The sequence below is a fragment of the Micromonospora sp. BQ11 genome (genome assembly GCF_052068135.1).
GTDB lineage: Bacteria > Actinomycetota > Actinomycetes > Mycobacteriales > Micromonosporaceae > Micromonospora.
On record NZ_JBQHDB010000001.1, the window covers coordinates 143870 to 169643 of the forward strand.

The 25774-nt window shown below is 72.1% G+C and carries 23 protein-coding genes; 17 read left to right on the forward strand and 6 right to left on the reverse strand.

Annotation, left to right across the window (positions count from 1 at the left end):
* The first annotated feature begins 41 nt into the window (after nucleotides 1-41).
* Together ACTMSW_RS00790 and ACTMSW_RS00795 are read left to right on the forward strand one after the other, a co-directional pair.
* Nucleotides 42-1061 (forward strand): carbohydrate ABC transporter permease, encoded by a 1020-nt coding sequence (locus tag ACTMSW_RS00790; protein ID WP_441178430.1) that lies wholly within the window; start codon nucleotides 42-44, stop codon nucleotides 1059-1061.
* A 1-nt stretch (nucleotide 1062) separates the two neighbouring features.
* Complete coding sequence (locus ACTMSW_RS00795) at nucleotides 1063-1974, forward strand: sugar ABC transporter permease (RefSeq protein WP_441178431.1); 912 nt, start codon at nucleotides 1063-1065, stop codon at nucleotides 1972-1974.
* A 12-nt stretch (nucleotides 1975-1986) separates the two neighbouring features.
* Here the strand turns inward: ACTMSW_RS00795 and ACTMSW_RS00800 are convergent, their stop codons facing one another.
* On the reverse strand, nucleotides 1987-2634 hold the full coding sequence (locus ACTMSW_RS00800; protein WP_441178432.1) for a TetR/AcrR family transcriptional regulator: 648 nt from the start codon (nucleotides 2632-2634) through the stop codon (nucleotides 1987-1989).
* A gap of 101 nt (nucleotides 2635-2735) precedes the next feature.
* Between ACTMSW_RS00800 and ACTMSW_RS00805 the strand changes: the two genes are divergently transcribed.
* The 9 genes from ACTMSW_RS00805 (at nucleotide 2736) to ACTMSW_RS00845 (ending at nucleotide 12656) form a co-directional block, all read left to right on the forward strand.
* Complete coding sequence (locus ACTMSW_RS00805; RefSeq protein WP_441178434.1) at nucleotides 2736-3725, forward strand: hypothetical protein; 990 nt, start codon at nucleotides 2736-2738, stop codon at nucleotides 3723-3725.
* Between the two features lie 45 nt (nucleotides 3726-3770).
* Entirely contained in the window at nucleotides 3771-4112 is a 342-nt protein-coding gene (locus ACTMSW_RS00810) for a hypothetical protein (RefSeq protein WP_441178436.1), read from the forward strand.
* A gap of 275 nt (nucleotides 4113-4387) precedes the next feature.
* Complete coding sequence (locus ACTMSW_RS00815; protein WP_441179033.1) at nucleotides 4388-5452, forward strand: BMP family lipoprotein; 1065 nt, start codon at nucleotides 4388-4390, stop codon at nucleotides 5450-5452.
* 260 nt (nucleotides 5453-5712) lie between these two features.
* Complete coding sequence (locus ACTMSW_RS00820; RefSeq protein ID WP_441179034.1) at nucleotides 5713-7260, forward strand: ABC transporter ATP-binding protein; 1548 nt, start codon at nucleotides 5713-5715, stop codon at nucleotides 7258-7260.
* Entirely contained in the window at nucleotides 7257-8582 is a 1326-nt protein-coding gene (locus ACTMSW_RS00825; RefSeq protein WP_441178437.1) for an ABC transporter permease, read from the forward strand. Before ACTMSW_RS00820 ends, ACTMSW_RS00825 begins: the two co-directional genes overlap by 4 nt.
* 3 nt (nucleotides 8583-8585) lie before the next feature.
* On the forward strand, nucleotides 8586-9866 hold the full coding sequence (locus ACTMSW_RS00830) for an ABC transporter permease (RefSeq protein ID WP_441178438.1): 1281 nt from the start codon (nucleotides 8586-8588) through the stop codon (nucleotides 9864-9866).
* 12 nt (nucleotides 9867-9878) lie between these two features.
* Nucleotides 9879-10583: a cytidine deaminase gene (locus ACTMSW_RS00835; protein ID WP_441178439.1), complete on the forward strand. Its 705-nt coding sequence runs from the start codon at nucleotides 9879-9881 to the stop codon at nucleotides 10581-10583.
* A 19-nt stretch (nucleotides 10584-10602) separates the two neighbouring features.
* Complete coding sequence (locus tag ACTMSW_RS00840; protein WP_441178440.1) at nucleotides 10603-11883, forward strand: thymidine phosphorylase; 1281 nt, start codon at nucleotides 10603-10605, stop codon at nucleotides 11881-11883.
* A 92-nt stretch (nucleotides 11884-11975) separates the two neighbouring features.
* Nucleotides 11976-12656 (forward strand): DUF4272 domain-containing protein, encoded by a 681-nt coding sequence (locus tag ACTMSW_RS00845; RefSeq protein WP_441178441.1) that lies wholly within the window; start codon nucleotides 11976-11978, stop codon nucleotides 12654-12656.
* Here the strand turns inward: ACTMSW_RS00845 and ACTMSW_RS00850 are convergent.
* Nucleotides 12653-13528, reverse strand: a complete 876-nt coding sequence (locus tag ACTMSW_RS00850) for a putative RNA methyltransferase (protein ID WP_441178442.1) — start codon at nucleotides 13526-13528, stop codon at nucleotides 12653-12655. The two genes, ACTMSW_RS00845 and ACTMSW_RS00850, sit on opposite strands and share 4 nt — an antisense overlap.
* A 153-nt stretch (nucleotides 13529-13681) precedes the next feature.
* Here ACTMSW_RS00850 and ACTMSW_RS00855 point away from each other — a divergent pair, with 153 nt between their 5' ends.
* Entirely contained in the window at nucleotides 13682-14761 is a 1080-nt protein-coding gene (locus tag ACTMSW_RS00855) for an adenosine deaminase (protein WP_441178443.1), read from the forward strand.
* Between the two features lie 68 nt (nucleotides 14762-14829).
* Here the strand turns inward: ACTMSW_RS00855 and ACTMSW_RS00860 are convergent, their stop codons facing one another.
* Complete coding sequence (locus ACTMSW_RS00860) at nucleotides 14830-15126, reverse strand: hypothetical protein (RefSeq protein ID WP_441178444.1); 297 nt, start codon at nucleotides 15124-15126, stop codon at nucleotides 14830-14832.
* Between the two features lie 502 nt (nucleotides 15127-15628).
* Between ACTMSW_RS00860 and ACTMSW_RS00865 the strand changes: the two genes are divergently transcribed.
* From ACTMSW_RS00865 to ACTMSW_RS00880, 4 genes are all read left to right on the forward strand, one after another.
* Nucleotides 15629-19249, forward strand: a complete 3621-nt coding sequence (locus ACTMSW_RS00865; protein WP_441178445.1) for a nitrate- and nitrite sensing domain-containing protein — start codon at nucleotides 15629-15631, stop codon at nucleotides 19247-19249.
* Nucleotides 19246-19650, forward strand: coding sequence for a roadblock/LC7 domain-containing protein (locus ACTMSW_RS00870; RefSeq protein WP_120730092.1), 405 nt, complete (start codon nucleotides 19246-19248; stop codon nucleotides 19648-19650). Before ACTMSW_RS00865 ends, ACTMSW_RS00870 begins: the two co-directional genes overlap by 4 nt.
* A gap of 101 nt (nucleotides 19651-19751) precedes the next feature.
* Nucleotides 19752-20126 carry a DUF742 domain-containing protein gene (locus ACTMSW_RS00875; protein ID WP_441178446.1) on the forward strand — a complete coding sequence of 125 codons (375 nt, stop codon included), beginning with the start codon at nucleotides 19752-19754 and terminating at the stop codon, nucleotides 20124-20126.
* Nucleotide 20127: 1 nt separating this feature from the next.
* The gene (locus ACTMSW_RS00880) at nucleotides 20128-20721 is read left to right on the forward strand and encodes a GTP-binding protein (RefSeq protein WP_357040251.1); all 594 of its coding nucleotides are present in this window, start codon (nucleotides 20128-20130) and stop codon (nucleotides 20719-20721) included.
* A gap of 361 nt (nucleotides 20722-21082) precedes the next feature.
* Here ACTMSW_RS00880 and ACTMSW_RS00885 read toward each other — a convergent pair whose 3' ends face one another.
* Both ACTMSW_RS00885 and ACTMSW_RS00890 read right to left on the reverse strand, forming a co-directional pair.
* Nucleotides 21083-23554 carry a transposase gene (locus ACTMSW_RS00885; protein WP_441178447.1) on the reverse strand — a complete coding sequence of 824 codons (2472 nt, stop codon included), beginning with the start codon at nucleotides 23552-23554 and terminating at the stop codon, nucleotides 21083-21085.
* Nucleotides 23555-23594: 40 nt separating this feature from the next.
* Nucleotides 23595-24530, reverse strand: a complete 936-nt coding sequence (locus ACTMSW_RS00890) for a DNA primase (protein WP_441178448.1) — start codon at nucleotides 24528-24530, stop codon at nucleotides 23595-23597.
* Nucleotides 24531-24648: 118 nt separating this feature from the next.
* Here ACTMSW_RS00890 and ACTMSW_RS00895 point away from each other — a divergent pair, with 118 nt between their 5' ends.
* Nucleotides 24649-24990, forward strand: a complete 342-nt coding sequence (locus ACTMSW_RS00895; protein WP_441178449.1) for a PadR family transcriptional regulator — start codon at nucleotides 24649-24651, stop codon at nucleotides 24988-24990.
* Between the two features lie 6 nt (nucleotides 24991-24996).
* Here ACTMSW_RS00895 and ACTMSW_RS00900 read toward each other — a convergent pair whose 3' ends face one another.
* Nucleotides 24997-25692 carry a permease prefix domain 1-containing protein gene (locus ACTMSW_RS00900; RefSeq protein WP_441178450.1) on the reverse strand — a complete coding sequence of 232 codons (696 nt, stop codon included), beginning with the start codon at nucleotides 25690-25692 and terminating at the stop codon, nucleotides 24997-24999.
* Between the last annotated feature and the right edge of the window lie 82 nt (nucleotides 25693-25774).

Here is a 25774-nt window from a genome sequence, read left to right on the forward strand (position 1 = left end):
TCACCGGACCCTTCCAGGACTCTCCCCTTGGAGCACAGCTGATGAGCACTGTGACAGCCGATCCGGCGCCGAAAGCCGCGCCGTCCGGCCGCCGCTCCGCACCACCCTCCCGGCTCCGACGCAGCTGGGACAAGCACTGGTACGCCTGGGCGATGGTCCTGCCCGTCGTCATCGTCCTGGCGGTCCTGATCTTCTACCCGCTCTTCCGCGGGGTCTGGCTCTCCCTCACCAACCTCACCGAGGCCAACCAGGCCGCCGAGATCTGCACCAAGTCGATCACCGGCAGCGAGGTCTGCAACGACAACCCCAACAAGTGGGAGTTCGTCGGTCTCGACAACTACATCAACGTCCTGGGCGGCAACGTCGGGGACTTCTGGCAGTGGACCGGCATCACGCTGATCTGGACCGTGGCCTGTGTCGTCTTCCACTACGGCCTCGGCCTCGGCCTGGCCGTGATGCTGAACCGCCCGATGTGGGGCCGTAGCCTCTACCGGGTGCTGCTGGTGCTGCCCTGGGCGGTGCCGGCCTTCGTCAGCGCCTTCGCCTGGAAGTTCATCTTCAACGAGCGCTTCGGCCTGGCGAACTCGCTGCTCTCGTCGCTCGGCATCGATCCGGTCGACTGGTTCGCCAACCAGTGGACGTCACTGTTCACCGCGATCGTCACCAACATCTGGCTCGGCGTGCCGTTCATGATGGTCGCCCTGCTCGGTGGCATGCAGACGATTCCGGGTGAGCTGTACGAGGCCGCCGAGATCGACGGCGCCTCGCCGTGGCAGCGGTTCCGCAACATCACGCTGCCGGGCCTGCGCTCGGTCAGCATGACGGTGATCCTGCTCGGCACCATCTGGACGTTCAACATGTTCCCGATCATCTTCCTGGTGACCGAGGGGCAGCCGGCCGGGCAGACCGAGATCCTGGTGACCGGCGCCTACCGGGCGGCGTTCGAGGGCATCCGCAACTACTCGCTCGCCTCCACCTACGGCGTGCTGATCCTGTCGATCCTGCTGGTGTTCTCCGTGTTCTACCGGCGGATCCTGCGCAAGCAAGGCGAGGTGTGGTGACATGAGCCAGCTGACAACGCCGGTGGCGGCGACTCCCGCCGCGGTCGGTGCCGTCAAGACCCGTGCCGCCAAGCGGCCCGGACGCAGCGGGCGCAGCCCGGCGACGTCCCTGCTGCTGCACGCGTCGCTGATCCTCGCGTCGCTGATCGCGATCGCCCCGATCGCCTGGGTGCTGCTGTCGTCGTTCAAGCCCGGGTACGCGGTGCAGAGCAGCGACCTGACGCTGGTCAAGGACCCGACCCTGGCCAACTACAGCTACGTGCTGTTCGACACCAACTTCCCGAAGTGGCTGCTGAACTCGGTGATCGTCGCGGCGTTCACCATGCTCATCGGCATCTTCTTCTCGGCCACCACCGGCTACGCGGTGTCCCGGTTCAACTTCCCGGGCCGCCGTCCGCTGATGCTGGTCTTCCTGGTCACCCAGATGTTCCCGGTGGCCATCCTGATCGTGCCGATCTACACGATCATGGCGCGGTTGGGGCTGATCAACACGTTGCCGGCGCTGATCATCGCGTACCTGACCATCGCGGTGCCGTTCTGTGCCTGGATGCTGAAGGGCTACTTCGACTCCATCCCCACCTCGCTGGACGAGGCGGCGGCGCTGGACGGCTGTGGCCCCTTCACCATCTTCTGGCGGATCATCCTGCCGCTGGCCCGCCCGGCCGTGGCGGTGACCGCCTTCTACACCTTCCTCACCGCCTGGGGCGAGGTGGCGTACGCGTCGGCGTTCATCCAGACCGACAACAAGTTCACCCTGGCGTACGGGCTCCAGCAGTTCGTGCCGCAGTTCAACCCGCAGTGGGAGTACCTGACGGCGGCGGCGGTGCTGGTCACCATCCCGGCCGGCCTGGTGTTCATGGTCGCCCAGCGGCACCTCGTCTCCGGCCTCACCGCCGGTGGCACCAAGGGCTGACGCGGACGACCGTCACGACGGGGGTGGACACCGACCGGTGTCCACCCCCGTCGTCGTCGGTGGGTCAGCGGGCGGGCGCAGGAGGGCGCGGACGCCGGCGAGGTAGGTGTCGCGGTCCGGCCCGCCGGTGAGGACGAGTTGGAGGAACCAGCCCGGCACCAGGGCGAAGAGGGCGGCGGCGACGGCCGCGGGGTCGGCGTCGGCCGGTAGCTCCCCGGTGCGCTGCGCCTGCCGGGCGAGCGTCTCGAAGTGGCGACGGAAGCCGGCGTACGTGGCGGCGACGAAGGCGCCCAGCGCCGGGTCCCGCTGCGCCTCGCCCCACACCTGGATGGCGATCCGCAGGACGCCCTCCTCGCCGGCCTGGGTTTCGACGTACGCCAGGGCGCGGTCGAGCGCCTCCAGCAGAGGCAGGGGCGGGTCCTGCCGGGCCGTCTCGGCGAGCACCGCACCGGCGCCGCCGATGGCGTCCTCGGCGATCGCCTTGATCAGGTCGGCCTTGCTCGGGAAGTACCGGTAGACCGCCCCGACCGAGAGGCCCGCCTCGGCGATGACGTCCTGCATGGTCGTGCGGTGGAAGCCGTCCCGCAGGAAGCACCGGCGGGCCGCCTCGACGATCTGGTGGCGGCGGGCGGCGAGATGTTCCTCCGACACACGTGGCACGGGATACATCGTAAAGCGAACGCTCGTTCTTGACAGTGGCGACTCGGGCGGAGAAGGTTGAAACTCAATAGAGAACGAGCATTCGTTTTAGGAGTGCCATCATGTCGACCCGTACCCGAGCGCCCCTGCTGCTCGCCGCCCTGATCGCCGCGTTGGTGGTCGGGGTCCAGGCGCTGCTCGTACCCCTGTTCGCGGCGCCGGCTGCGAACCTCGCGCCGCGCGACCTGCCGGTCGCCGTCGCGGGCCCCGCGCCCGTCGCCGAGGAGCTGGCCGACCGGCTGGCGGCCGCCCGTCCCGGGGCCTTCGCGGTCACCACCGTGCCCGACGTTGCGGCGGCCGACCGGGCGTTGCGCGACCGGGAGGTGTACGCCGCCTTCGTCACCGGACCGGACGGGGTGTCGCTGCACACCGCCTCGGCCGCCGGCCCCACGGTCGCCGCGCTGCTCACCGAGGCCGCCGGTCGGCTCTCCGGCGGGCAGCCGGTCGCCGTGGTGGACGTGGTGCCCGGCGACCCGGACGATCCGCGGGGTGCCGGATTCGGGGCGGGCTTCCTGCCGCTCGCGCTGACCAGCATGCTCGCCGGCGTTCTGCTGGTCCTGCTGGTCTCCGGCCGGACGGCCCGGCTGACCGGCCTGCTGGCCTACGGCACGCTCGCCGGCACGGTCGGCGCGGCCGTGCTGCACGGCTGGCTGGGCGTCATCGACGGCGCATGGCTCAGCGAGGCGGCGGCGATCGGCCTGTTCGCCCTCGCCGCCGCGGGTGTCGTGGCCGGGCTGGGGGCCCTGCTCGGGCGGGCGGGCCTCGGGCTGGGAGCGTTGCTGGTGTTCCTGGTGGGCAATCCACTCTCCGCGGTCAGCGCCGCTCCGGAGCTTCTCCCGCAGCCCTGGGGGACCGTCGGCCAGTGGCTGCCGGTCGGTGCCGGCGGCACCCTGCTCCGCTCGGCGGCGTTCTTCGACGGTGCCGGCGCGGCCCACGCGTCGGCGGTCCTGACCGGGTACGCGGTGCTCGGTCTGACCCTGGTGGTGCTCGCGCGCCGCGGTCGTCGCCCGGTCGGTCCCGCCGAGGTGGCGACGCCGGGACGCGCCGGCTGACGGGCCCCTACTACAACGTGTCGTTGATGGGGGAGGATGGTGCCCGTGGAAGCTCTGAGACTGATACTCCTCTACGTCCATCTGATCGGTTTCGCGCTGCTGCTCGGCGGGGCGATCGCCCAGTACGTGTCCGGTCGGATCCGGATCAACGCGGCCATGCTCTGGGGCTCGGTGATCGGCCTGCTGACCGGCATCGGGCTCTCCGCCCCGCTGCGTGACGGCGACGAGCCGGACCCCGCGAAGCTTGTTACCAAACTGGTGCTCGCGCTGCTCATCTTTGTCATGGTCTTCTTCTCTCGGAAGCGGGACGAGGTCAACCGTGGCCACTTCCTGGCGATCGTCGGGTTGACCCTGGTTAACGCGGCGGTCGCGGTGTTCTGGCGGTAGCTTTCGGGTAGGGGGAGCGGCCTCGGAAACGGACGAAAAGCGTCGCGCGTACGCGCCTCTACCAGTACTGAGAGTGATGTGCCCCACGCCAGGGTTACGTAGGGGTAACAGGGGCTCATCAGTCGTGCACGATTGTCGGCCGGTGGGTGGGCGCGGGCGTACGCTCCCGTCCGTAACGTGGGACGCCGGCGGCGCAGGGCAGGCCGGCGAAGGGCTGCCCGTCGCGGGAACGCGGTGGGCAATGGGAAGGAGACGTCTTGCGCTCGGTGCGTGGGATGCGGATCGCCTCGGTCCTGGCGGTGGGTGGGCTCGTACTGAGCGCCGCCGCCTGTGGCGAGGCTCCGGACGAGAACAACGGCGCCGGTGACGGCGGCAAGAAGTACAACGCCTGCATGGTGACCGACGTCGGCGGCATCGACGACAAGTCGTTCAACACCTCGGCGTGGGCCGGCCTCGAGGCCGCCAAGGCCGAGAACAGCAACATCGTGACCAAGTACACGGCGTCGAAGGCCGAGGCGGACTACGAGGTCAACCTGACCCAGTACGTCAACCAGGACTGCGACTTCATCCTCGCCGTCGGTGGCCTGATGGGCACCGCCACGTCGAAGATCGCCAAGGCGAACCCGGACCAGCAGTTCGGCATCGTCGACGCGAAGCTGCCGGAGACCAACGTCTACCCGATGCAGTTCGACACCGCCCAGGCCGGCTTCCTCGCCGGTTACCTGGCCGCCGGCATGAGCAAGACCAACGCGGTCGGCACCTACGGTGGCCTGCCGATCCCGCCGGTGACCATCTTCATGGACGGGTACGCCGACGGTGTCGCGTACTACAACAAGGCCAAGGGCAAGAACGTCCGCGTTCTCGGTTGGGACAAGGCGACCCAGAAGGGTTCCTTCACCAACGACTTCGTGAAGCAGGACGAGGGCAAGAAGGTCAGCGACACGCTGGTCGCCCAGGGCGCCGACATCATCATGCCGGTCGCCGGCGGCGCCGGCCTCGGCACCACCGGTGCGGCCAAGGCCTCCGGCGGCAAGTACAACACCATCTGGGTGGACGTCGACGGCTGCAAGAGCACCCCGGACTGCTCGGCGATCATCAGCACCGTGGTCAAGAACATCCCGGACGCCGTCAAGGAGGCCGTGCTCAAGGCCGCCAACGGCGAGAAGCTCGAGGCCAACCCGGGCTTCCTGGGCACCCTGGCCAACAACGGTGTCTCGCTGGCCCCGTTCAACGAGTTCGAGAGCAAGGTTCCGGCCGACCTCAAGACGGAGCTCGAGAAGCTGAAGGCGGACATCTCCGCCGGCACCGTCAAGGTCGAGTCCAAGGCACAGCCGAAGTGACCCACCGCCGGCCACCCACGATGGGACGATCATCGGGGTAGGCCGGCGAGTGGCACGGCATCACGATCGGCCGCTTCGGCGCCACGGGCACACCGTGACGCCGGGGCGGCCGATCCGCTCCACCCCGACGACGGGTCCGCGCGCCGTCCGGCGCCCCGGCAGCTACGCTGCACCATCGCTTCGCACTCCAGGAGGTTGCGCTGAGACTCGAACTGCGCGGCATCACCAAGCGGTTCGGTGATCTGGTCGCCAACGACCACATCGACCTGACGGTGGAGCCTGGAGAGATCCACGCCCTGCTCGGCGAGAACGGCGCCGGCAAGTCGACCCTGATGAACGTGCTCTACGGGCTCTACCAGCCCGACGAGGGCGAGATCCTGGTCGACGGGAAGCCGCTGAAGCTGAAGGGCCCGTCGGACGCGATCACGGCCGGTATCGGCATGGTGCACCAGCACTTCATGCTCGTACCGGTCTTCACCGTCGCCGAGAACATCATGCTCGGCGCCGAGCAGGTGAAGGGCGGCCTGGCCGGCTTCCTGGACCGGCGGCGGGCCCGGCGCGAGGTCGCCGAGGTCTCCGCCCGCTACAACCTGCGGGTCGACCCGGACGCCGTCGTCGAGGACCTGCCGGTCGGCATCCAGCAGCGGGTGGAGATCGTCAAGGCGCTCACCCGGGACGTGGACCTGCTGATCCTGGACGAGCCCACCGCGGTGCTCACCCCGCAGGAGACCGAGGAACTGCTGACCGTGATGCGGTCGCTCAAGGCCGCCGGCAAGTCGATCGTCTTCATCACCCACAAGCTCGGCGAGGTCAAGGCCATCGCCGACCGGATCACCGTGATCCGGCGCGGGAAGACCGTCGGCACCGCCTCGCCGGAGGCGAGCCGCGACGAGCTGGCCGCCCTCATGGTCGGGCGCAGCGTCCGCCTCACCGTGGACAAGCAGCCCGCCACTCCGGGCAAGCCGATCCTGGAGGTCGCCGGCCTGGTCGTGGACGACGACCGGCAGGTGCGCGCCGTCGACGGCGTGGACCTGACCGTGCACGCCGGTGAGGTGCTGGGCGTCGCGGGCGTGCAGGGCAACGGTCAGACCGAGCTGATCGAGGCCATCATGGGCCTGCGTCCCACGCTCGCCGGCACGGTGACCCTGGACGGGCAGCCGGTGCACGGCTGGTCGACCAAGAAGGTGCTCCGCGCCGGCGTCGGCTACGTGCCCGAGGACCGCAGCGTGGACGGCCTGGTCAAGGAGTTCAGCGTCGCCGAGAACCTGGTGCTGGACATCTACGACCGGCCGCCGTTCGGCAAGGGGCTGGCGCTCAAGCCGGACGCCATCGCCACGTCGGCGAAGGAGCGGATCGAGCAGTTCGACGTCCGCACCTCGTCGGCCGACGCGCCGGTGGGCACCCTGTCCGGCGGCAACCAGCAGAAGGTGATCGTGGCCCGGGAGCTGTCCCGGCCGCTGAAGCTCTTCATCGCCGCCCAGCCGACCCGCGGCGTCGACGTCGGCTCGATCGAGTTCATCCACAGCCGGGTCATCCGCGAGCGCGACATCGGCACCGCCGTCATGGTCGTCTCCAGCGAGCTGGACGAGGTGATCGGCCTCGCCGACCGGATCGCGGTCATGTACCGGGGCCGGATCATCGGCATCGTCGGCCCGGACACCCCGCGCGAGGAGATCGGCCTGCTGATGGCCGGCATCGCCGCCGACAGCGGGACCACCGGCACCGGCAGCGGGACGACCGGCGGCCCGGCCACCATCGACAGCGCGGCTCCGGCCCCCGAGGGCCCCGGCAGCGAGGACAAGGCATGACCATCCCGAACCCCGGTTCCCCGGACAAGGAGCCGGCGACCGAGGCGCAGGCCGCGCAGACCGCGCTCGGCAACACCGAGCAGGCCGAGCCGGCGACCACGCCGAAGCCGCCGGCGCCCGAGGGGCGGCCGTCACTCGGCCGGCTGTTCCTGGACAACCTCTGGGCGGCCAACACCTTCACCGTGACGCTGCTGTCGCTGGTGCTGGCGATGGTTGTCGGCGCGGTGCTGATGATCGTGTCCGACCCGGAGGTGCTCGCCACCTACAGCTACATCACCGCCCGCCCGACCGACGCGATCAACGCCAGCTGGACGCTGGTCAGCGAGGCGTACGGGAACCTGTTCAAGGGCGCCGTCTTCGACCCGGACGCCGTCGGCTTCAACGCGGCGCTCAGCCCGATCTCGGAGACGCTGACCTACACCGCGCCGCTGGTCTTCACCGGCCTGTCGGTGGCGCTCGCCTTCCGGGGCGGCCTGTTCAACATCGGTGCGCAGGGCCAGGCCACCATGGGCGTCATCCTGGCCGCGCTCGCGGGCTTCCTGCTGCCGCTGCCGCCCGGGCTGCACCTGCTGGTCGCGGTGCTCGCCGGCGCGCTGGGTGGCGCCATCTGGGGGTTCATCCCCGGCATCCTCAAGGCGCGGACCGGCGCCCACGAGGTGATCAACACGATCATGCTCAACTACATCGCCGTCTACTTCCTCACCTGGCTGATCGTGCAGAACGGGGTGCAGGACCCGAACCGTACGGACGCGATCAGCAAGTCGGTGGACACCTCGGCGCAGCTGCCCCGGCTGCTCGGCGACGGGCTGCGGGTGCACGCCGGCATCATCGTGGCGGTGCTCGCCACCTGGGCGGTGGCCTGGCTGCTCAACCGCTCCACGCTCGGCTTCGAGCTGCGTGCCGTGGGCGCCAACCCGGACGCCGCCCGCACCGCCGGCATCAGCGTCACCAAGACGTACGTCCTGATCATGGTCTTCGCCGGTGCCCTCGCCGGCCTCGGCGGCTCGCAGATGGTCCTCGGCACCACGGCGAGCGCCCTGACCCCGCTGGTGGTCGCGCAGATCGGCTTCGACGGCATTCTGGTCGCGCTGCTCGGCCGGGTGAAGCCGTGGGGCGTCGCGCTGGCCGCGCTGCTCTTCGGCGCACTCCAGGCCGGTGGCAACCGGATGCAGTCGTACTCCGGGATCTCGCTGGAGCTGGTCACCGTGCTCCAGGCGCTGATCGTCATCTTCATCGCCGCGCCGGCCCTGGTGAAGGCGATCTTCCAGCTCCGGGCCGCGCGGGCCGCCCGGCTCCAGACGAGCCTCGCGAAGGGCTGGTGACCCGTGTCCACCATGGCTGTCGAGAACGTCGCGGTCGCCCCGGTCGACCAGGGGTTCTGGACCCGTACGCGCAAGGTCGGCGTCGTGCTGCTCGCGCTCGGCCTGCTCGGCACGGTCCTGTTCGGGGCGCTCGCCACCGATCAGCGGGCCCGCTTCACCCTCAGCGAGGACGCCGCCGGCGCCGCGCTGGAGGTCAACGGCACGATCGGCGCGATCCTGTTCGGCCTGGTCGCGGTCGCCGCCGGCGTGGCGATGCTCGTAGGCCTGCCGAAGCGCTGGTTCACCCTCGTGCTCGGCGTCGGGCTGGTCGGCTTCGTGCTGAGCTTCCTGTGCTGGCAGGTGTCCGCGGCGCCGGCCGGGCAGAACTTCATGCCGCTGGTCAACATCGTCCGGGGCACCTTCATCCTGGCCCTGCCGCTGATCTTCGGCGCGCTCGCCGGCGTGCTGTGCGAGCGCTCCGGTGTGGTGAACGTGGCGATCGAGGGGCAGCTGCTGATGGGCGCGTTCAGCGGCGCCCTCTTCGGCAGCATCTCCGGCAGCGTCTGGGTCGGTCTCGTCGCCGCCGCGATCGGTGGCGCGCTCATCTCGCTGCTGCTGGCCGTCTTCGCCATCCGCTACCTGGTCGACCAGGTGGTCATGGGCATCGTGCTGAACCTGCTCGCGGTGGGCGTGACCGGCTTCCTCTACGAGCGCCTGATGCAGACCAACGCGCAGGAGTACAACAGCGCCCCCCGGTTCAGCAACTGGGAGATCCCGCTGCTGTCGGACATTCCGCTGATCGGCCCGGCGCTGTTCCGCGGCAACATCTTCCTCTACCTCGGCCTGCTGCTGGTGCTGGTGATCCACATCGCGCTGTTCCGTACCCGCTGGGGCCTGCGGACCCGCGCGGTCGGTGAGCACCCCATCGCCGCCGACACCCTCGGTGTCCGGGTGCTCCGCCTGCGGTACCTCAACGTGGTGCTCGCGGGCGTGGTGGCCGGCATCGGCGGCGCCTCCTACACCCTGGCGCTGTACTCGTTCACCAAGAACATGATCGGCGGCAAGGGCTTCATCGCCCTCGCCGCGCTGATCTTCGGCCGGTGGAGCCCGACCGGCGCGCTGCTCGCGGCGCTCTTCTTCGGCTTCGCCGACCAGCTCGCCACGTACCTCAGCGCGATCAACAGCAGCATCCCGAGCCAGTTCCTAGCCATGCTGCCGTACCTGGCGACGATCCTGGCCGTGGCCGGGCTCGTGGGACGGGTACGGGCGCCGGCCGCCGACGGCAAGCCGTACATCAAGGGCTGACGGGAGCGCGACATGGAGATCGACTGGGAACGGCTGCGGGCCGCCGCGACCGACGTGATGCGGCACGCGTACGCGCCGTATTCGAAGTTCCCGGTGGGTGCCGCCGCGCTGGTCGACGACGGCCGGATCGTGGTCGGCTGCAACGTGGAGAACGCCGGGTACGGCGTGACCCTCTGCGCGGAGTGCGGTGTGGTGTCCTCGCTGCACGCCACCGGCGGGGGTCGGCTCGTGGCGCTGTCCTGCGTCGACGCCACCGGTGAGCCGCTCATGCCGTGCGGGCGGTGCCGGCAGCTGCTGTGGGAGAACGGCGGTCCGGAGTGCCTGGTGGAGGCCAAGGGTGGCCCACTGCGGATGGCCGAGCTGCTGCCGCACGCCTTCGACGTGGCCGACCTGGACGCGGTGACCGCGGAGGCCCCGGTGCCGGTGGTACCGGAGCGGCTCGCCGCCTGGCGGGGGCGGGGCACGGTCTTCGTGCACCCCGACCTGTCGGCCGGACAGCAGATCTGGACGGCGTACTGGGAGCGGTCGGCCGGCGACACCGAGGACGCCGAGACCGGTGTGCTGGAGGAGGGTCCCGCCTGGGACGCTCCGGCGGAGGCGGTGACCTGGGGGCTGGCCCGGACACCCCGCGTGGTGGTGGTGGACGCCTCGGGCACGATCTTCTGGGCCGGCGAGGGTGAGCCGCCGATGGAGATCCCGGTCCGCTGGGTTGGCTGAGTAGGGAAGTATCGGTGTGATGAGTGGTTTTGCGGCGGTCGATGTCATCCGGGTGAAGCGGGACGGGGGTGTGCTCTCCGACGCGCAGATCGACTGGGTGGTGGACGCGTACACCCGGGGGGTGGTCGCCGACGAGCAGATGTCGGCCCTGGCCATGGCGATCCTGCTGAACGGCATGACCGCACCGGAGATCGCCCGGTGGACCGCCGCGATGATCGCCAGCGGTGAACGCCTCGACCTGTCGGCGGTGGACCGGCCGACCGTGGACAAGCACTCCACCGGCGGCGTCGGCGACAAGATCACCCTGCCGCTCACGCCGCTGGTGGCGGCCTGCGGCGCGGCCGTACCGCAGCTCAGCGGTCGCGGTCTGGGCCACACCGGCGGCACGCTGGACAAACTGGAGTCCATCCCCGGCTGGCGGGCGGCGCTGAGCAACGACGAGTTCATCGCCCAGCTCCGCGACGTCGGCGCGGTCGTCTGCGCCGCCGGGGCCGGGCTCGCCCCCGCCGACCGCAAGCTGTACGCGCTGCGCGACGTCACCGGCACCGTCGAGGCGATCCCGCTGATCGCCAGTTCCATCATGAGCAAGAAGATCGCCGAGGGGACCGGCGCGCTGGTGCTCGACGTCAAGGTCGGCTCCGGTGCGTTCATGAAGTCGGTCGACCAGGCGCGGGAACTGGCCCGCACGATGGTCGAGCTGGGCGGGGCCCACGGCGTGCAGACCGTCGCCCTGCTCACCGACATGTCCACCCCGCTGGGCCTGACGATCGGCAACGCCGTCGAGGTGACCGAGTCGGTCGAGGTGCTGGCCGGTGGCGGTCCCGCCGACGTGGTGGAGCTGACCCTCGCGCTGGCCCGGGAGATGCTCGACGCGGCCGGCCTGCCGGACGCCGACCCGGAGGCGGCGCTGCGCGACGGGCGGGCGATGGACGCCTGGCGGGCGATGATCCGGGCGCAGGACGGCGACCCGGACGCCCCGATGCCGGCCGCCGCCGAGGTCGAGGTGGTCCGCGCCGACGCGGACGGCTTCGTGGCGGAGGTCGACGCGTACGCCATGGGGGTGGCGGCCTGGCGGCTCGGCGCGGGACGGGCCCGCAAGGAGGACCCGGTCAGCGTGCCGGCCGGTGTCGTGCTGCACAAGCGGCCGGGCGATCCGGTGCGGGCCGGTGATCCCCTGTACGAGCTGCGCGCCGACGACGCCACCCGGATCCCGGCGGCGCTCGCCGAGGCGGCCCGGGCGGTGCGGATCGCGCCGGCGGCACCGGCCGCATCGCCGCTGGTCATCGAGCGGATCGGCTGACCCGGCGTTTCGCCGGGCGGGAAACTGCGGCTATCCTCCCTGGCCAGGGGGGACCACCGGCGCCGAGCAGTCGTGAAAGACAGGGATTCGCCGTGACCGTACCTGCCCCCGACCCGCGTGCCGTGCGCGAGGCGAGCCTCGACGAGCTGGTTCGGATGGGGCTGCCGTTGCCGCCACCCCAGTTTCCCCTGGTCTGGGAGCCCGGCGACGAGATCGAGCTTCGTCCGACCGAGGAGATCGAGGCGCGGATCGCGGTGCTGCACCTGATCCTGGCCCGCTGCTTCGGCATGCCGCCGCAGGCGGCGATGAGCTGGCTGCTCGCCTCGCACCTGGTCGAGATGGTGACCCCGCCGGAGTGGCAGTTCGTCACCGGGGGCAAGGGCGACCACCGGTCCTTCGTGCTGCACCACGACGCGCTCTTCGCGCTCACCTGGGTGATCGGCCTGACCAAGCAGCTGGACCCGACGCTGCCGGTGGACGAGCGGCTGGTGGAACGCATGCCGTACATCGCCGGTGGGGAGACCTTCGGGCAGTGGCGCACGCGGATCCTCGCCGCCCCGCAGCACCCCGCCGACGCTGCGGCGCTGCTCGACCTGCACTACTGCCTGGACTGGGCGTACCTGGAGGCGGAGAAGGCCGGCCGTGCGCTGCCCGGGGAGGTCGACGCCAACGCGATCGGACAGCGCCGGTGGGCGCTGGAGTGGGCGGTGATCCTGCGCGGCCCGTACCACGACGAGCCGCCGGGTTGGGAAGAGGTCGACCTCTCCACCTAGCGCGGCAGCCAGGTGCCGAGCCGTACGGCCACGGTCACCCGTACCGGCTCGCCGAGCGCGGTGATCCGGGCCGCCAGTCCGGCCGGGTCGGTGTGCCAGGCGCTCGGACCCATCCCGACCAGCGTCGCGACCTCCGGCCCGGTCAGGGCGAGTGCCCGCCGGTGCACCTCGGACGCCGCCTCGGTGAAGTGCCCGCCGAGGCTGTCGGAAACCCGGTCGGCCTTCGCCGGGTCGACCCGGAGCAGGTCGAGCGTCCCGACCAGCTCGGCGAGGTGGTCCTCGGCCGGGGTCACGACCAGCAGCGTCCCGGCCGGGTCGAGGACCCGGCGGAACTCCGCGCCGTTGCGGGGTGCGAAGGCGTTGAGCAGCACGGCGGTGGAGCGGTCGGCCAGCGGAAGCCGCTGCCAGGTGTCGGCGAGCGCCGCGGCGGCGCGGGGATGGGCGCGGGCGGCGCGGCGCAGCGCCGGCTTGGCGACGTCCAGGGCCAGGCCGACGGCGTCCGGCAGCGCCGCCAGCACCGCTGCGAGGTGCCGGCCGGTGCCCGCGCCGGCGTCGACGACCAGGGGGTACGCCCCGACGCCGTCCTGCGCCTCCGCCCTGCGGTCAGCGGCGTCGACGGCGGCACGGGAGAGGGCGGCCGAGATCACGTCGTAGTGGCCGGCGGCCAGGAAGTCGGCGCGGGCGGCCACCATCTCGGCGGTGTCCCCGACGTGCGGGGCGCGGCCGGCCAGCAGGTTCACGTAGCCCTGCCGCGCCACGTCGAAGCTGTGCCGGCGGGAGCAGCGCAGCGCGCGGGCGGTGCCGACGGTCACCTCGGCCAGCGGCTCGGTGCAGACCGGGCAGCGGAGTCGGTCGACGATGCGGGGGTCCACGTCAGGCGTCCACGGCATCCGGCAGGTGCCGTACGGTCCGGCGTACGACGTTCACCGGCTCATCCTCGCAGGCCGGGCCGGCCGGTCCGGTGCCGGCGTCCGGACCGGCTGGTCCTCGTCGGCCGCCGGACCCGCGCCCACTATGGTCGGGTCATGGTCGCGACAATCCGGTACGAGGACATCGTCAAGGTCCCGAAGGCGCTGCTGCACGATCATCTCGACGGCGGGCTGCGGCCGGCCACGATCGTGGAGCTGGCCGCCGAGGTCGGCCACGAGTTGCCCACCACCGAGCCGGAGGCCCTGGGCCGCTGGTTCGTGGCGGCGGCCGACTCCGGCTCGCTGGAGCGCTACCTGGAGACGTTCGCGCACACCGTCGCCGTCATGCAGACCGCGTCGGCGCTGCACCGCGTGGCCCGGGAGTGCGCGCTCGACCTGGCCGCCGACGGGGTGGTGTACGCCGAGGTCCGCTTCGCTCCGGAGCAGCACCTGGAGCGTGACCTGGGCCTGGACGAGGTCGTCGAGGCGGTGCTGGCCGGGTTCGCCGAGGGCAGTGCGGAGGCCGCGGCCGCCGGCACACCCATCCGGGTCGGCACGCTGCTCACGGCCATGCGGCACGCCGCCCGCTCGCAGGAGATCGCCGAGCTGGCGGTGCGGCACCGGGACGCCGGCGTGGTGGGCTTCGACATCGCGGGCGCGGAGGCGGGTTTCCCGCCCACCCGGCACCTGGACGCCTTCGAGTACCTCCAGCGGGAGAACTTCCACTTCACGATCCACGCCGGCGAGGCGTTCGGGCTGCCCTCCATCTGGCAGGCGATCCAGTGGTGCGGAGCCGACCGCCTCGGCCACGGCGTACGGATCGTGGACGACATCACCGTCGGGGAGAAACCGACGCTGGGCCGGCTGGCCGCGTACGTGCGGGACAAGCGGATCCCGCTGGAGCTCTGCCCGTCGTCGAACGTGCAGACGGGCGCCGTCGCCTCGATCGCCGACCACCCGATCGGGCTGCTGCGCGACCTGCGGTTCCGGGTGACGGTCAACACCGACAACCGCCTGATGAGCGGCACCTCGATGTCACGGGAGATGGCGCTGCTGGTGGACGCCTTCGGCTACGGCTGGGCCGAACTCCGGTGGTTCACGATCAACGCGATGAAGAGCGCCTTCATCCCGTTCGACGAGCGGCTGCGGATCATCGACGAGGTGATCAAGCCCGCGTACGCCAAGCTGCTGGGCTGAGCCGCGCGGACGGCGCCGGGCGCCGGGTGTCCGATCTCACACCCCGGCGGCCGGCGTGTCGTACCGGATCAGGAGCGGTGCGGGTGAGCGGCCAGTAGGCCGGCCACCCGGCGCAGGACCTCGCCGGCGCGGGCCGCCTCCGCGCCGAGGCCGGTCTGCCGGCGCAGCACCGCCGGCTCCGTCCGCAGCAGCTCCACTCCGCGGCGTAGCAGCACACGGGGAGCCTTGCGCTGTTCGGCGAGGTCCCGGGCGAGCCGCCGAACGAAGGTCGCCCCACGAGGTCGCCGCAGTGCGTACGCCCCGGCCACCAGCCCGCGCCGCCGGCATTCGGCGACGATCTCCGCGGCGAAAATCCCTTCGGCCACGAAAAGTGGCGATCCGGCTATGTCGAATGGCCGGGTAGCCACCCGCCGATCCTGATCGATGGCATAGACCGGCACATCGGCCCGACCCTCACGGGCCAGGCGGGTAATCGTCTCCACGGCCGCGTCGGCATCCCAGGACAGGGGTGATTCCCAGTCGACCAGGCCGTTTTGTCGTGGCAACGTAGGGTCATCGCCGTCCTTGTAGAAGTCGTCCAGACAGAGCACTGGTAGGCCAGTTCGCTCCGCTATGTACGACTTTCCGGAGCCGGAAGGACCAGCGAGGAGGATGACGCGGTAGGGGTGTTTCATTACCTTCAGTTACTCCGGCCAGACGGACTGCTATCAAATCGCATCAACATCTCATCACACCCAGATCGACGGCCAACCTGGGCTTTCTCTTTCAGAGGTGGCGTGATGGAATCTCGGATGGTCCGACCCGCCGGGTCGGCCGCTGGGCGTTGCCCTGGGGTGACGCGGACGCTGAAATCACGAGGGCGGTGACGTGAGCAAACGGCCAAAGACGGCAGGCTCCTTCCTGTCGCGTCTGCGCCGGCCGGCCGGCCGGCTCCGCGACATGCCGATCTGGTCCAAGCTCGGTCTCATCATGATCGTGCCGACCATCGCCACGGTCGTCGTGGGTACGAGCGGTCTCGTCGACCACCTGCAGACACTCAACAATGCCAACCGGGCCGGCGACCTCGCCAGCCTCGTCGGCCACTCGGGTGAGCTGGTCGACGCCCTCCAGGACGAGCGGGCCACCGCGATCCGGCTGGTGGGCTCGACGAAAGGCGCCGAGACCTTCCGCACCGTGTACGAGCAGGCCACCGCCCGCGTCGAGGCGGCGAAGGCCCCGTACTCGCGGCAGCGCGCCGAGGTCGAGGATCTGCCGAGCGTCTTCGAGAACGATCTGCGCTACATCGACCGGTCGCTCACCGACCTGGTCGGTATCCGGAGTCAGGTCCTCAACTACCGCCTCAACACCGTCCAGGTGTACCAGCAGTACGACGACCTCATCGCCAACCTGCTCAACGTGCGTGACTCCGCCACGCAGCTCGCCGGGGACATCGAGCTGAGCGACCAGATGCGCGCCGCGACCGCCCTGGCCCGCCACAAGGAGTTCCACTCCCAGGAACGCTACGTGGTGCACATCTCCCTGCTCCAGCGTCAGCTGACACCCAACCTGCGCGACACCTACATCTCGACGCTGACCGGCCAGCGGCAGTGGCTGGAGACCTTCTACAGCGTCGCCGACCGGTCCGAGGACGAGCGCTACCAGCAGACGGTCGCGGGCGCCGACGCGCGTGAGGCCAGCGGCTACCGGAGCAACCTGCGCGGTCTGTCGAGTGCCGCCAACCTGGACGAGGCGGGCTTCAACGCCAACCAGTGGGACAACGCGATGGTCGCCGAGGCCGACCTGATGCGGTCGGTGGAGGCGGACATCGACAAGGACGGCGTCCGCGTCGCCGCCGACCTCCGCTCGGACGTGCAGCGCCAGGTCTTCCTGGAGACCGGCCTGCTGCTGAGCATGCTGCTGCTCGCCATCCTCTTCGCGTACCTGGTCGCCCGCTCGATGGCCCGTTCGCTGCGCGACCTCCGGCAGGGTGCCCTCTCCATCGCCCAGTACGGCCTGCCCCAGGCGGTGGCGCGACTGCGCGACCCGCAGGTCACCGGTCAGCTCACGCCGGTGCAGCTCGCCAACCAGATCGCCGAGCCGCTGCCGGTGCGCAGCAAGGACGAGTTCGGTCAGGTGACCGAGGCGTTCAACGCGGTCCACCTGGAGGCCGTGCGTACCGCCGCCGAGCAGGCCGCGCTGCGCGCCTCCGTCGCCACCATGTTCGTCAACCTGGCCCGCCGGTCGCAGATCCTGGTCGACCGGCTCATCGGCCACCTGGACCGGCTGGAGCGCGGCGAGGAGGACCCGGATCGGCTGGCCGAGCTGTTCCAGCTCGACCACCTGGCCACCCGGATGCGCCGTAACGACGAGAACCTGCTGGTGCTCGCCGGTGCCGACTCCACCCGTGTGCAGCGGGAGCCGGCCGCGCTGATCGACGTGCTCCGCGCCGCCCAGTCCGAGGTCGAGCACTACACCCGGATCGAGTTCGGGATCATCGACCGGGACCTCGAGGTCGCCGCGCACGCCGTCAACGACCTGGTCCACCTCGTCGCCGAGCTGTTCGACAACGCCACGGCGTTCTCCCCGCCGGACTCGCAGGTCATGGTGGAGGCCCGCCGCATCGGCGACCGCGCGTCGCTCTACGTCGAGGACCGGGGCATCGGCATCAGTGCCGACCAGCTCACCGACCTCAACGAGCGGCTCGCCACGCCGCCGCAGGTGGACGTGGCCGTCTCCCGCATGATGGGTCTGGTCGTGGTCGCCCGTCTGGCGTCCCGGCACGGCGTCAAGGTGGAGCTGCGCCCCGGCGCCGACCGCGGCACCGTCGCGGAGGTCACCATGCCCACCTCGGTGCTGGTGCCGAGGGCGCTCACCGGTCGTGGCCTGCCCATGCCGGCGCTGCCCGCCCCGCAGTCGTCCGGCCCGATGCCCACCTTCGGCGCGCTGCCCGCGCTCGGCCACGGCCCCGTCGCCCCGGCGCAGCGGTCCGGCGAGTCCGGCAACCAGGTCACCCTGGGCGGTCGCCCGTTCGACCCGGCCCCCCGGAACGGCTCGGGCTCCTCCACGGGCCCGGCCCGGTCGATGCCGGCGTGGTCCGACCTGACCGGCGCGAGCCCGCTCAACGGCGCCCCCGACGGCGGCGCCTTCCCGACGCACCCGGCCAACGGCGACGCCTTCGGCCCGCGCACCGCCAACGGTGACGCGTTCGGCCCGCGCAACGGTGACGGCTTCGCACCGCGCACCGCCAACGGTCAGCCGATCGACCCGCTGCCGCAGCGGCGTACCGCCGGTGACGGCGACCCGGGTACGACCGGGCAGCAACCGGCCATCCCTCGTCAGCTGCCCAGCAGCCCGGAGGCGCGCCCCTACTCGGCGCCGCCGGTGTCGTCACCGCCGTCGGCGTACGCGGGACCGCCGGTGTCCAGCCCGCCGGTCTCCGGCATGCCGGTCTCCTCCTCGCCGGTCTCGGCGGCGCCGGTATCCGGCCAGCCGGTCTCCGGTCAGCCGTACTCCGCACCGCCGGCCACGTCGCTGCCGCAGCGTCCGGTGGCTCCGACGGCGACGCCGGCCGCCGGTGCGCCGCCGGCCTGGCCCCCGGTCGCCGGCGCGAACCGGGACACCGTCACCCCGGCGGTGCCCGAGCGCCTCGCCGCCGCCCTGGACATGACCACCGAGCTGCCGCGCATCACCCGGTCCGGCACGGAGTCCGCGGCCACGCCGGCCGCCGCCACCCCGGCACCGGCCGCGCCGACCGTCCGGCCGACGCCCGCACCGGCGACCTCGAACCGGCCGACGACCCCGCAGCAGGCCCAGAACCGGCAGCGGTACGCGGACGAGACGATGGAGCTGCCGATCTTCCGGGAGCTGGAGTCGGCCTGGTTCCGTACCCGCCGGCCCGGCCCGGAGGAGACGGCCGGCGCCGCCACCCCGGCGACGGCCGGCGCCGCCACCCCGGCGGCGACCGGCGGTGCCGCGACCCAGCAGTTCGCCAAGGTCGACACCGCCGGCCGTGCCGTGCAGCAGACACCACCCGGGACGACAGGTAACGCACCGATGGCAGACACCCCGACAGCCGGAGGCACGCCGCGTGAGACCGGCGTGACGGCGAACGGAGGCGCCCGCCCCGGTGCCGCCGACAGCTTCCCCCGCCGGACGCCGCAGGCCACCGCCGGCTGGCAGACCGCCGCCGACGACGGCTGGCGCGCTGCCTCCAAGGCCAGCGAGGTGCCGGTGGAGGCCACCACCCCCACGGGTCTCCCCAAGCGCACCCCGATGGCCCAGCTGGTGCCGGGCGCGGTGGAGAAGCCCACCACGTCGGTGCAGCGTCGTACGCCGGAGTCGGTCCGCGGCCTGCTCTCCGCCTACCACCGTGGTGTCCAGCGTGGGCGGACGATCAACCCCTCGGACGGCAACCCGACCAGCCCGGAGGAGACTCCGGGAGGGCAGCAATCCTCGCAGTCTGGCTCAGGCCCCGTGGCCGGGAGCGGGCAGAAGGAGCAGGAACGATGACAAGTACGCAGGATCTCGGCTGGCTGCTGGCCAACTTCGCCGACCGGGTGCCCGGTGTCGCCCACGCGGTCGCCGTCTCGGCGGACGGCCTGCTCCTCGCGTCCTCGCGGGACCTCCCGCGTGACCGGGCCGACCAGTTGGCCGCCATCGCGTCCGGCCTGGTCAGCCTCACCCAGGGCGCGGCTCGCTGCTTCGAGGGCGGCGCCGTGCTGCAGACGGTGGTGGAGATGGACAACGGCTTCCTGTTCCTGATGTCCATCTCGGACGGCTCGTCGTTCGCCGTGCTCGCCGCCCGCAGCTGTGACGTCGGGCAGGTCGGCTACGAGATGGCGCTGCTCGTCGACCGGGTGGGCGACGCCCTGACCCCGCAGCCGCGTGCGGCCGCGGGGATGCTGGGCTGACGTCCTGCTGACCGGCTGGTCGGCGGGGCGGCAGGAACGAGAACAACACAGGGTGCCACCGGCGGAAGCCGGTGCCGGGTACGAAGGAGGTGAGCGGCGACATGGCCGATCGTGACGAACCGACCGGAGCGTTGGTCCGTCCATACGCCGTGACCCGCGGTCGTACCCGCCCCCGACTCGACATCGCGCTGGAGGCGCTCGTCGAGACCACGGTGCGCGGCCGAGCCACTGCCAACGGCAGTGGGGGAGGCCGCGAACACCAGTACATCGCCGCGCTGTGTGACGGACGTGTGCAGTCGCTTGCCGAGATCGCGGCGCGGATGCAGCTTCCGCTCGGTGTGGCCCGGGTGCTCATCGCCGACATGGCGACGGACGGCCTGGTCGCGGTCCACGAGCCGACCATCCTGGACGACTCTGACGACGCGGTGGGCACTGAACTGCTGGAGAGGGTGCTGAGTGGACTTCGCAGGCTCTGACATGTCGCACCGCCCGCCGACCCCGAGCGGGCGAGTGACGTCGGCGAAGATCGTTATCGCCGGTGGGTTCGGCGTCGGTAAGACGACGCTGGTCGGCTCGGTCTCGGAGATCACGCCGCTGACCACGGAGGCCATCATGACCTCCGCCGGCGTGGGCGTCGACGACACCCGGCAGGTGCCGGGCAAGACGACGACCACCGTCGCCATGGACTTCGGTCGTATCTCGATCGATCGGGACCTGATCCTGTACCTGTTCGGTACGCCGGGTCAGACGCGTTTCTGGTTCATGTGGGACGAGCTGGTGCGCGGTGCGATCGGGGCCGTCGTGCTGGTGGACACCCGCCGGCTGGCCGACTGCTTCGCGGCGATCGACTTCTTCGAGCACCGGCGGCTGCCGTACCTGGTGGCCATCAACTGCTTCGACGGGATGCAGTACCACGATCCGCAGGACGTCCGGGACGCGCTCGCGATCTCCCACGACGTACCGGTGGTGGCCTGCGACGCCCGCAACCGGGAGTCGACCAAGCACGTGCTGATCTCGCTCGTCGAGTACGTGTTGACGATGCGCCGCACCCGCGCCGTCGCCCCGGCCTGACCGACGACGCACCGCGCCCGGTGATGGCCCTGTGGCCGTCACCGGGCGCGTTCTGCTGTCCGGGTCCCGGAAGCGGTGCCGAGCCGGGCTGACTCCCGGCAGTCCACCCGCCATCGCGCGGTGCCCGCCCGGCTCCTCAACGGTCGTTGCCGGGGCGCGCCGCTGAAGTGTGCCCCGGTGGCACCGCAGCCGGTCGACTTCAGGCTGCCGTCCACCGCCGGCTCGCCGGGGTCCAGGTCAGGATCCGCGGCGACACGTGCCGCCGAGGTCTCCACGGGTACGCTCCCGGCCCGTCCCGGCCCGTCGTCAGGTCACCCGGGTGTGGGCGGGAACACGACGTCGGCGGACGCGGCGGTGCGGCTCAGGACCGGTAACCGGCGGAGCGGTACTCGTACTCGCGGTCGTCGTCGCGGTCGCCGGTGTCCCGGGTGAAGTCCCACCCACCCGCCGACTCCCGGCCCGGACGACCACCCACCGCGAACCCGCCGATCTCCTGTCCGCGGCGCCAGCCCCGGAAGTAGCCGGTGGTGTTCTCGGCGAGGCTGGCCGCGTCCCGGACGATCCGCAGGGGACGCTCCTCGCGCAGCGGGGACCCCGGCACGAGGTTGGCCTGCGGAACGCGCTTCGGCAGACCGGCCGTCGTCTCCGCGCCGACCGCCGGGCGGGCGACCTTCTCGGCCGCCTGCCAGCCCGAGTCCGCCGTGGACGACCATTCCAGGTCGCTCTCGTCACCGTGCCCCACGAACCAGGCGGACTTCGCCTGCGCGAAGATCAGCAGGTCACCGTCGCCCTCGTCGGCGACCGGCGGCGGCCGGTGCTCGACCGGAGGAGCCGGACGGTGTTCCACGAGCCGCTCGGTACGGGGAGCCGGCCGACCGCTGCGGCCGGCGTCCTCGCGGTCGACGAGCCGCAGCGGAGGCGTCTCCAACTGCGGGTCGGACGACGCGGCCAGCCCGCTGCGCAGCGCGCGGTCGGCCAGCGGCGGGGGCTCCACCAGGCGCAGCATCGGTGGCTCCGGGGGCAGGTCGTCGGCGAGCCACGGCGGCGTGACCCGACGCTCGGCACCGGGGTCGGTCGGCGCGTCCACGCCCCGCCCGCCGTACGAGCCGACGACCGGGTTCCTGGCCGAGCTGTCGGCCGGGTCCTCCGGGTTGTTGACCAGGGGCCAGTTCGCGCGGGACCCGGGGGGAGCCGACTCCTGGTCGGGCCGGGGCGTGGGCAACGGCACGCTGAGGTCGGTGGCACGGAAGCCGCCGGCCGGAGCGGGTGGCTCGCTGGTGACCTTCGGCCGGGGCGGGATCACGGTGCGCTGCCGCTCGGCGCGGGCGCTGTTGATGGCCGCGGTGGTCAGGGTGGGACGGAACGGCTCGCCCGCCTCGGCGGGGGGCACGCTGCCGCGCTGCGCCGGCGGGATCGGCGTGATGCCGGGCGGCGGTGGCGGCGACGAGACCGGACGGTTGGTCGGGCCGTCGATCCGGCTGGGCATCGCCTCGGGATGTGCCGGCGGAGCGGAGACCGGAGGGCCGGCCATCGCCGCCGGGGTCAGCGGTGCGGGTGCCACCGGCGGTGGTGCCACCGGGGCCGGAGCGACCGGCGGCGGGCCGAGCGGCCGGGGCACCGGTGGGGGCGTGCTGCCGGACACCGGCTCGGGACGGCTGCGGCGACCGCCGGAGGGGACCGGCTCGGAGTCGGTCGGGCGGACGGAGCGGGACCGGGCGGCCGGCTCGGCCTCGATCGGGCGGGCCGAGCGGGACCGGGCGGCCGGCTCGGCCTCGATCGGGCGAGCCGAGCGGGACCGGGCGGCCGGCTCGGCCTCGGCCGGGCGGACCGACCGCAGGCCACCCGGGGCCGGGGGAGTGGTGGTGGTCAGCTCGGCCACCGGCTCGCCACGGCGGGCGGCGGCCCGGCGGCCGGGAAGCGCGGTCGGACCGCCCACCCGGTCGGCGAGCGCTCCGACCAGGGCGTCGCAGCCCGCGTCGCAGGCCCGGACGGAGGCGACCGCCTGGCGCACGGTCTCGGCCACGGCGGCGGTCAGCGAACGGTTGACGGTGGCGCGTCGGGGAGTCTCGGAGATGGCGACCCGCAGTGCGGTCACCGCGGCCTCGATCTCGTCCGCGTCGCCGACGCCCTCCGTGGCCAGGTGCGCCGCCACGGCGTCGGTGGCCACGGATCCGCCGTGACCGGAGGTACCGCCGAGCATGCCGGGCTCGGGAAGGGCGTCCAGCACGGCCAGCGAGACGGCCTCGGCCGGATCCGGGTACGCGCGCAGCGCGGCCGGGTAGAGCTCGCGGAGCACCTCGCGGAGCGCGACGGCGGCGGAGTGCCGGCCGGTGGCCAGCGCGGCGTGCGCGGCCAGCACCTGCTTGTAGCCGGCCAGGTCGCGGGGCGCGGGCAGGGTCACCGCGGAGAGGGCGCCCGCCTGGAGGGCGCGGGCGAGGCCGACGGCCCGGCGCTCGACCGGCGGGGACTGCATCTCTTCGAGGGAGTCGTCGTCGGCGAACCGCTCGGCGAAGTCGTCGACGGAGTCGTCGTCGGCGATGGCGAGGGGACGACCGGCGGCGCTGAGCAGCGAGGTGACGGTGTGGTCGTCGCTGTCGGCGGCGATCGCCGCACCGCTCGGCCCGCCCGACCGCTCCACGAGCAGCGCGACCAGCCGGGCGTAGCCGGCGGGGTCGTCACCGATCTCGCAGACATGCAGCAGACGGCCTGCGTCGTCGACCACAGCGGACGTCAGCGTCGGACCGGCCGAAGCCGACCGGTCGGCCGGATCCGCCGAAGCCAGACCGCAGTACACGCGCACGAGCGCCACGGCGTCGTCCTCCTCCCGAGACACAGGCCTTCTTCTGCCAGAGACTGATGCTCCCTGGTAGCGGTCAGTCGCGCCAGTCCACGACGGCAGAGATCTTGCCGACAATGGTGCGCCAACCCAAACTTGCGGTTTGTGCCCCGATTTTCTTGAGCCGCCGCCGACCGAGGAATCCGCCGACGCCGCCGTTCATCGTCGCGCGCAGCGCCTCGTCCAGGTCGTCGAGACTGGAGCCGGCGGAGAGCATGTCCAGCACCGCGGGCAGGCGCAACGCGTACGCCAGGTCGCGGGCCACCTCGCCGGCCTCGACGAGCAGCGTGGGATCCCAGGTGTCGTGCCCGCCGCGCAGGTTCTCCACGACCAGGTCGAGTTCGTAGATGTCCTCGTCCAGCGGGGCGATGTCGGCCGGTTCCACCCGTTCGGACAATTCATTCCAGCTGTCCAGTTGGGAGAGGTCGTTCGGCGCTCCGGAACGGACGAAACTGACCAACGACTCAGGCGTCTTGAAGAGCAGAAGGCGACCCCGGTGGCTCAGGAAGACGGGCACCTCCTCGTCGCCCGCGTCCTCCTCGGCAACGTCGGAGTCCTCGTCCTCGGCGGTATCCCCGCGGCGGGTCCGGGCCTCCTCCTCGTCGCTCTCGGCGAACTCCTGTGCCACGTCCTCGTCGAGGATGACGACGGCCTCGTCGTCGGCGTCCTCGGCCTCGACGACCTGGCGGCGGGCCAGGAACGGGTCGTCCTGGTCGCGCTCGGTGACGTCGGTCGGGGTCAGCTCCCGTGCCGGCCGGTACGCCCGGAGCGTGTAACCGGTGCCGGACGGCAGGGCGATCTCCACCGGGTCGATGCGCAGCTCGTCCCAGAGGGCGCGAGCGGCCTCGGCCGACGCGGTTCCGGTGTCGGACTCGGCCGGACCGGTGGCGTCGTCGAGCGCGGGCTCGTCGGCGTCGGGCCGTGGGGACGACTGACGGGCCACGCTGACCTCCGTGTGCTTCGGGTTGCCCACCCGCCGGGCTCCGCCGCCGACGAGTGACTACGGGCACATACCCTAGTGGGCGATCCTGGAGGTGCGGACCCCGCACCCCGGTGGCGAACCCTCCGAATGACAAGTAGTCTTGCTACGCATGAAGGCCCAGGCGCTGCACGGACACCTCGACGCGCTGCTGCTCGCCGTTCTGGAACAGGGCCCCCTGCACGGGTACGCCGTCATCGACGCGCTGCGCAACCGCAGTGACGGTCAGCTCGACCTGCCCACCGGCACCGTCTACCCGGCCCTGCGCCGGCTGGAGCGGGCCGGGCACGTGGCCAGCGCGTGGAGCACGGTCAACGGCCGGGAACGGCGGACGTACCAGCTCACCGACGACGGCCGGCGGGCGCTGGCGGGGGAGCGGTCCGGGTGGCAGGAGTTCAGCAGCACCGTCGGCCGGTTCCTCGACACCGGGCCGACGTCCACCGCACCCGCCTGAGGCCGCTCAGCCGGAGATCGGGGCACCGTCGGTGCGGACCGACCGGACGGCGCGGATCCAGCATCTCGCGGCCCGGCCCAGCCAGAGGTGACCGGCGACGATCAGCACCGTGCCGACCAGCAGCGGCGGCCAGGTCAGCGCGGCGTCCCACATCCCGAACGACCAACCGAGGAGTGCCGCTCCGGCGACCACCCCGACGGCGAGCACCCCGGTCAGACCGGCGCCCACCACCGTGTCGAGCACCTGACCGCCGGGGGTCGGGCGACGACCGGCCAGCAGCATCCCGACGGCGGAGAGCGCGGCGGCGGCCAGCCAGATCCAGTCGATCGACGACGAGAGCACGAGGTAGCCCGCCGGCGGCCGGGGACCCTCGCTCCAGCTCGCCCCCCGCCAGGTGAGGTCGCCCAGGAGGGTCAGGGTCACCGCCACCGCCAGGATCCGCAGCGACAGACCACGCAGGGCCCCCGCCGCCAGTTCCGTCTGGTAGGCCCGGGCCAGCTCGCCGGGAGTGCCGAACTCGGCCACCGCGCGGCGGTGCGCCTCCGCGGTGGAGAGCCCACCCTCCCGGTACGCCTCGACGGCGTCCAGCAGTCCGTGCCGGGCCTCGGTCAACAGGTCGGCCTTCAACCGTCGCGGTCCGTGCAGCCGCTCCGCCAGCGCCCGCAGGCGCTCCTCCACCAGTACGTCGTCCCCGCCCCGCATGACCCCACCCTGCCACGGGACGCGACCCTCCGACGTCCGGGACAACCCTGGCCGGACCCCGACGTGCGTCCTCCGGCGGCGT

Excerpts from the sequence above, each read along its gene's own strand:
- ACTMSW_RS00790 (WP_441178430.1), top strand. The coding sequence starts at position 42 with ATGAGCACTGTGACAGCCGATCCGGCGCCGAAAGCCGCGCCGTCCGGC.
- ACTMSW_RS00795 (WP_441178431.1), top strand. The coding sequence starts at position 1,063 with ATGAGCCAGCTGACAACGCCGGTGGCGGCGACTCCCGCCGCGGTCGGT.
- ACTMSW_RS00805 (WP_441178434.1), top strand. The coding sequence starts at position 2,736 with ATGTCGACCCGTACCCGAGCGCCCCTGCTGCTCGCCGCCCTGATCGCC.
- ACTMSW_RS00815 (WP_441179033.1), top strand. The coding sequence starts at position 4,388 with ATGCGGATCGCCTCGGTCCTGGCGGTGGGTGGGCTCGTACTGAGCGCC.
- ACTMSW_RS00825 (WP_441178437.1), top strand. The coding sequence starts at position 7,257 with ATGACCATCCCGAACCCCGGTTCCCCGGACAAGGAGCCGGCGACCGAG.
- ACTMSW_RS00835 (WP_441178439.1), top strand. The coding sequence starts at position 9,879 with ATGGAGATCGACTGGGAACGGCTGCGGGCCGCCGCGACCGACGTGATG.
- ACTMSW_RS00840 (WP_441178440.1), top strand. The coding sequence starts at position 10,603 with ATGAGTGGTTTTGCGGCGGTCGATGTCATCCGGGTGAAGCGGGACGGG.
- ACTMSW_RS00855 (WP_441178443.1), top strand. The coding sequence starts at position 13,682 with ATGGTCGCGACAATCCGGTACGAGGACATCGTCAAGGTCCCGAAGGCG.
- ACTMSW_RS00870 (WP_120730092.1), top strand. The coding sequence starts at position 19,246 with ATGACAAGTACGCAGGATCTCGGCTGGCTGCTGGCCAACTTCGCCGAC.
- ACTMSW_RS00875 (WP_441178446.1), top strand. The coding sequence starts at position 19,752 with ATGGCCGATCGTGACGAACCGACCGGAGCGTTGGTCCGTCCATACGCC.
- ACTMSW_RS00880 (WP_357040251.1), top strand. The coding sequence starts at position 20,128 with ATGTCGCACCGCCCGCCGACCCCGAGCGGGCGAGTGACGTCGGCGAAG.
- ACTMSW_RS00895 (WP_441178449.1), top strand. The coding sequence starts at position 24,649 with ATGAAGGCCCAGGCGCTGCACGGACACCTCGACGCGCTGCTGCTCGCC.
- ACTMSW_RS00900 (WP_441178450.1), bottom strand. The coding sequence starts at position 25,692 with ATGCGGGGCGGGGACGACGTACTGGTGGAGGAGCGCCTGCGGGCGCTG.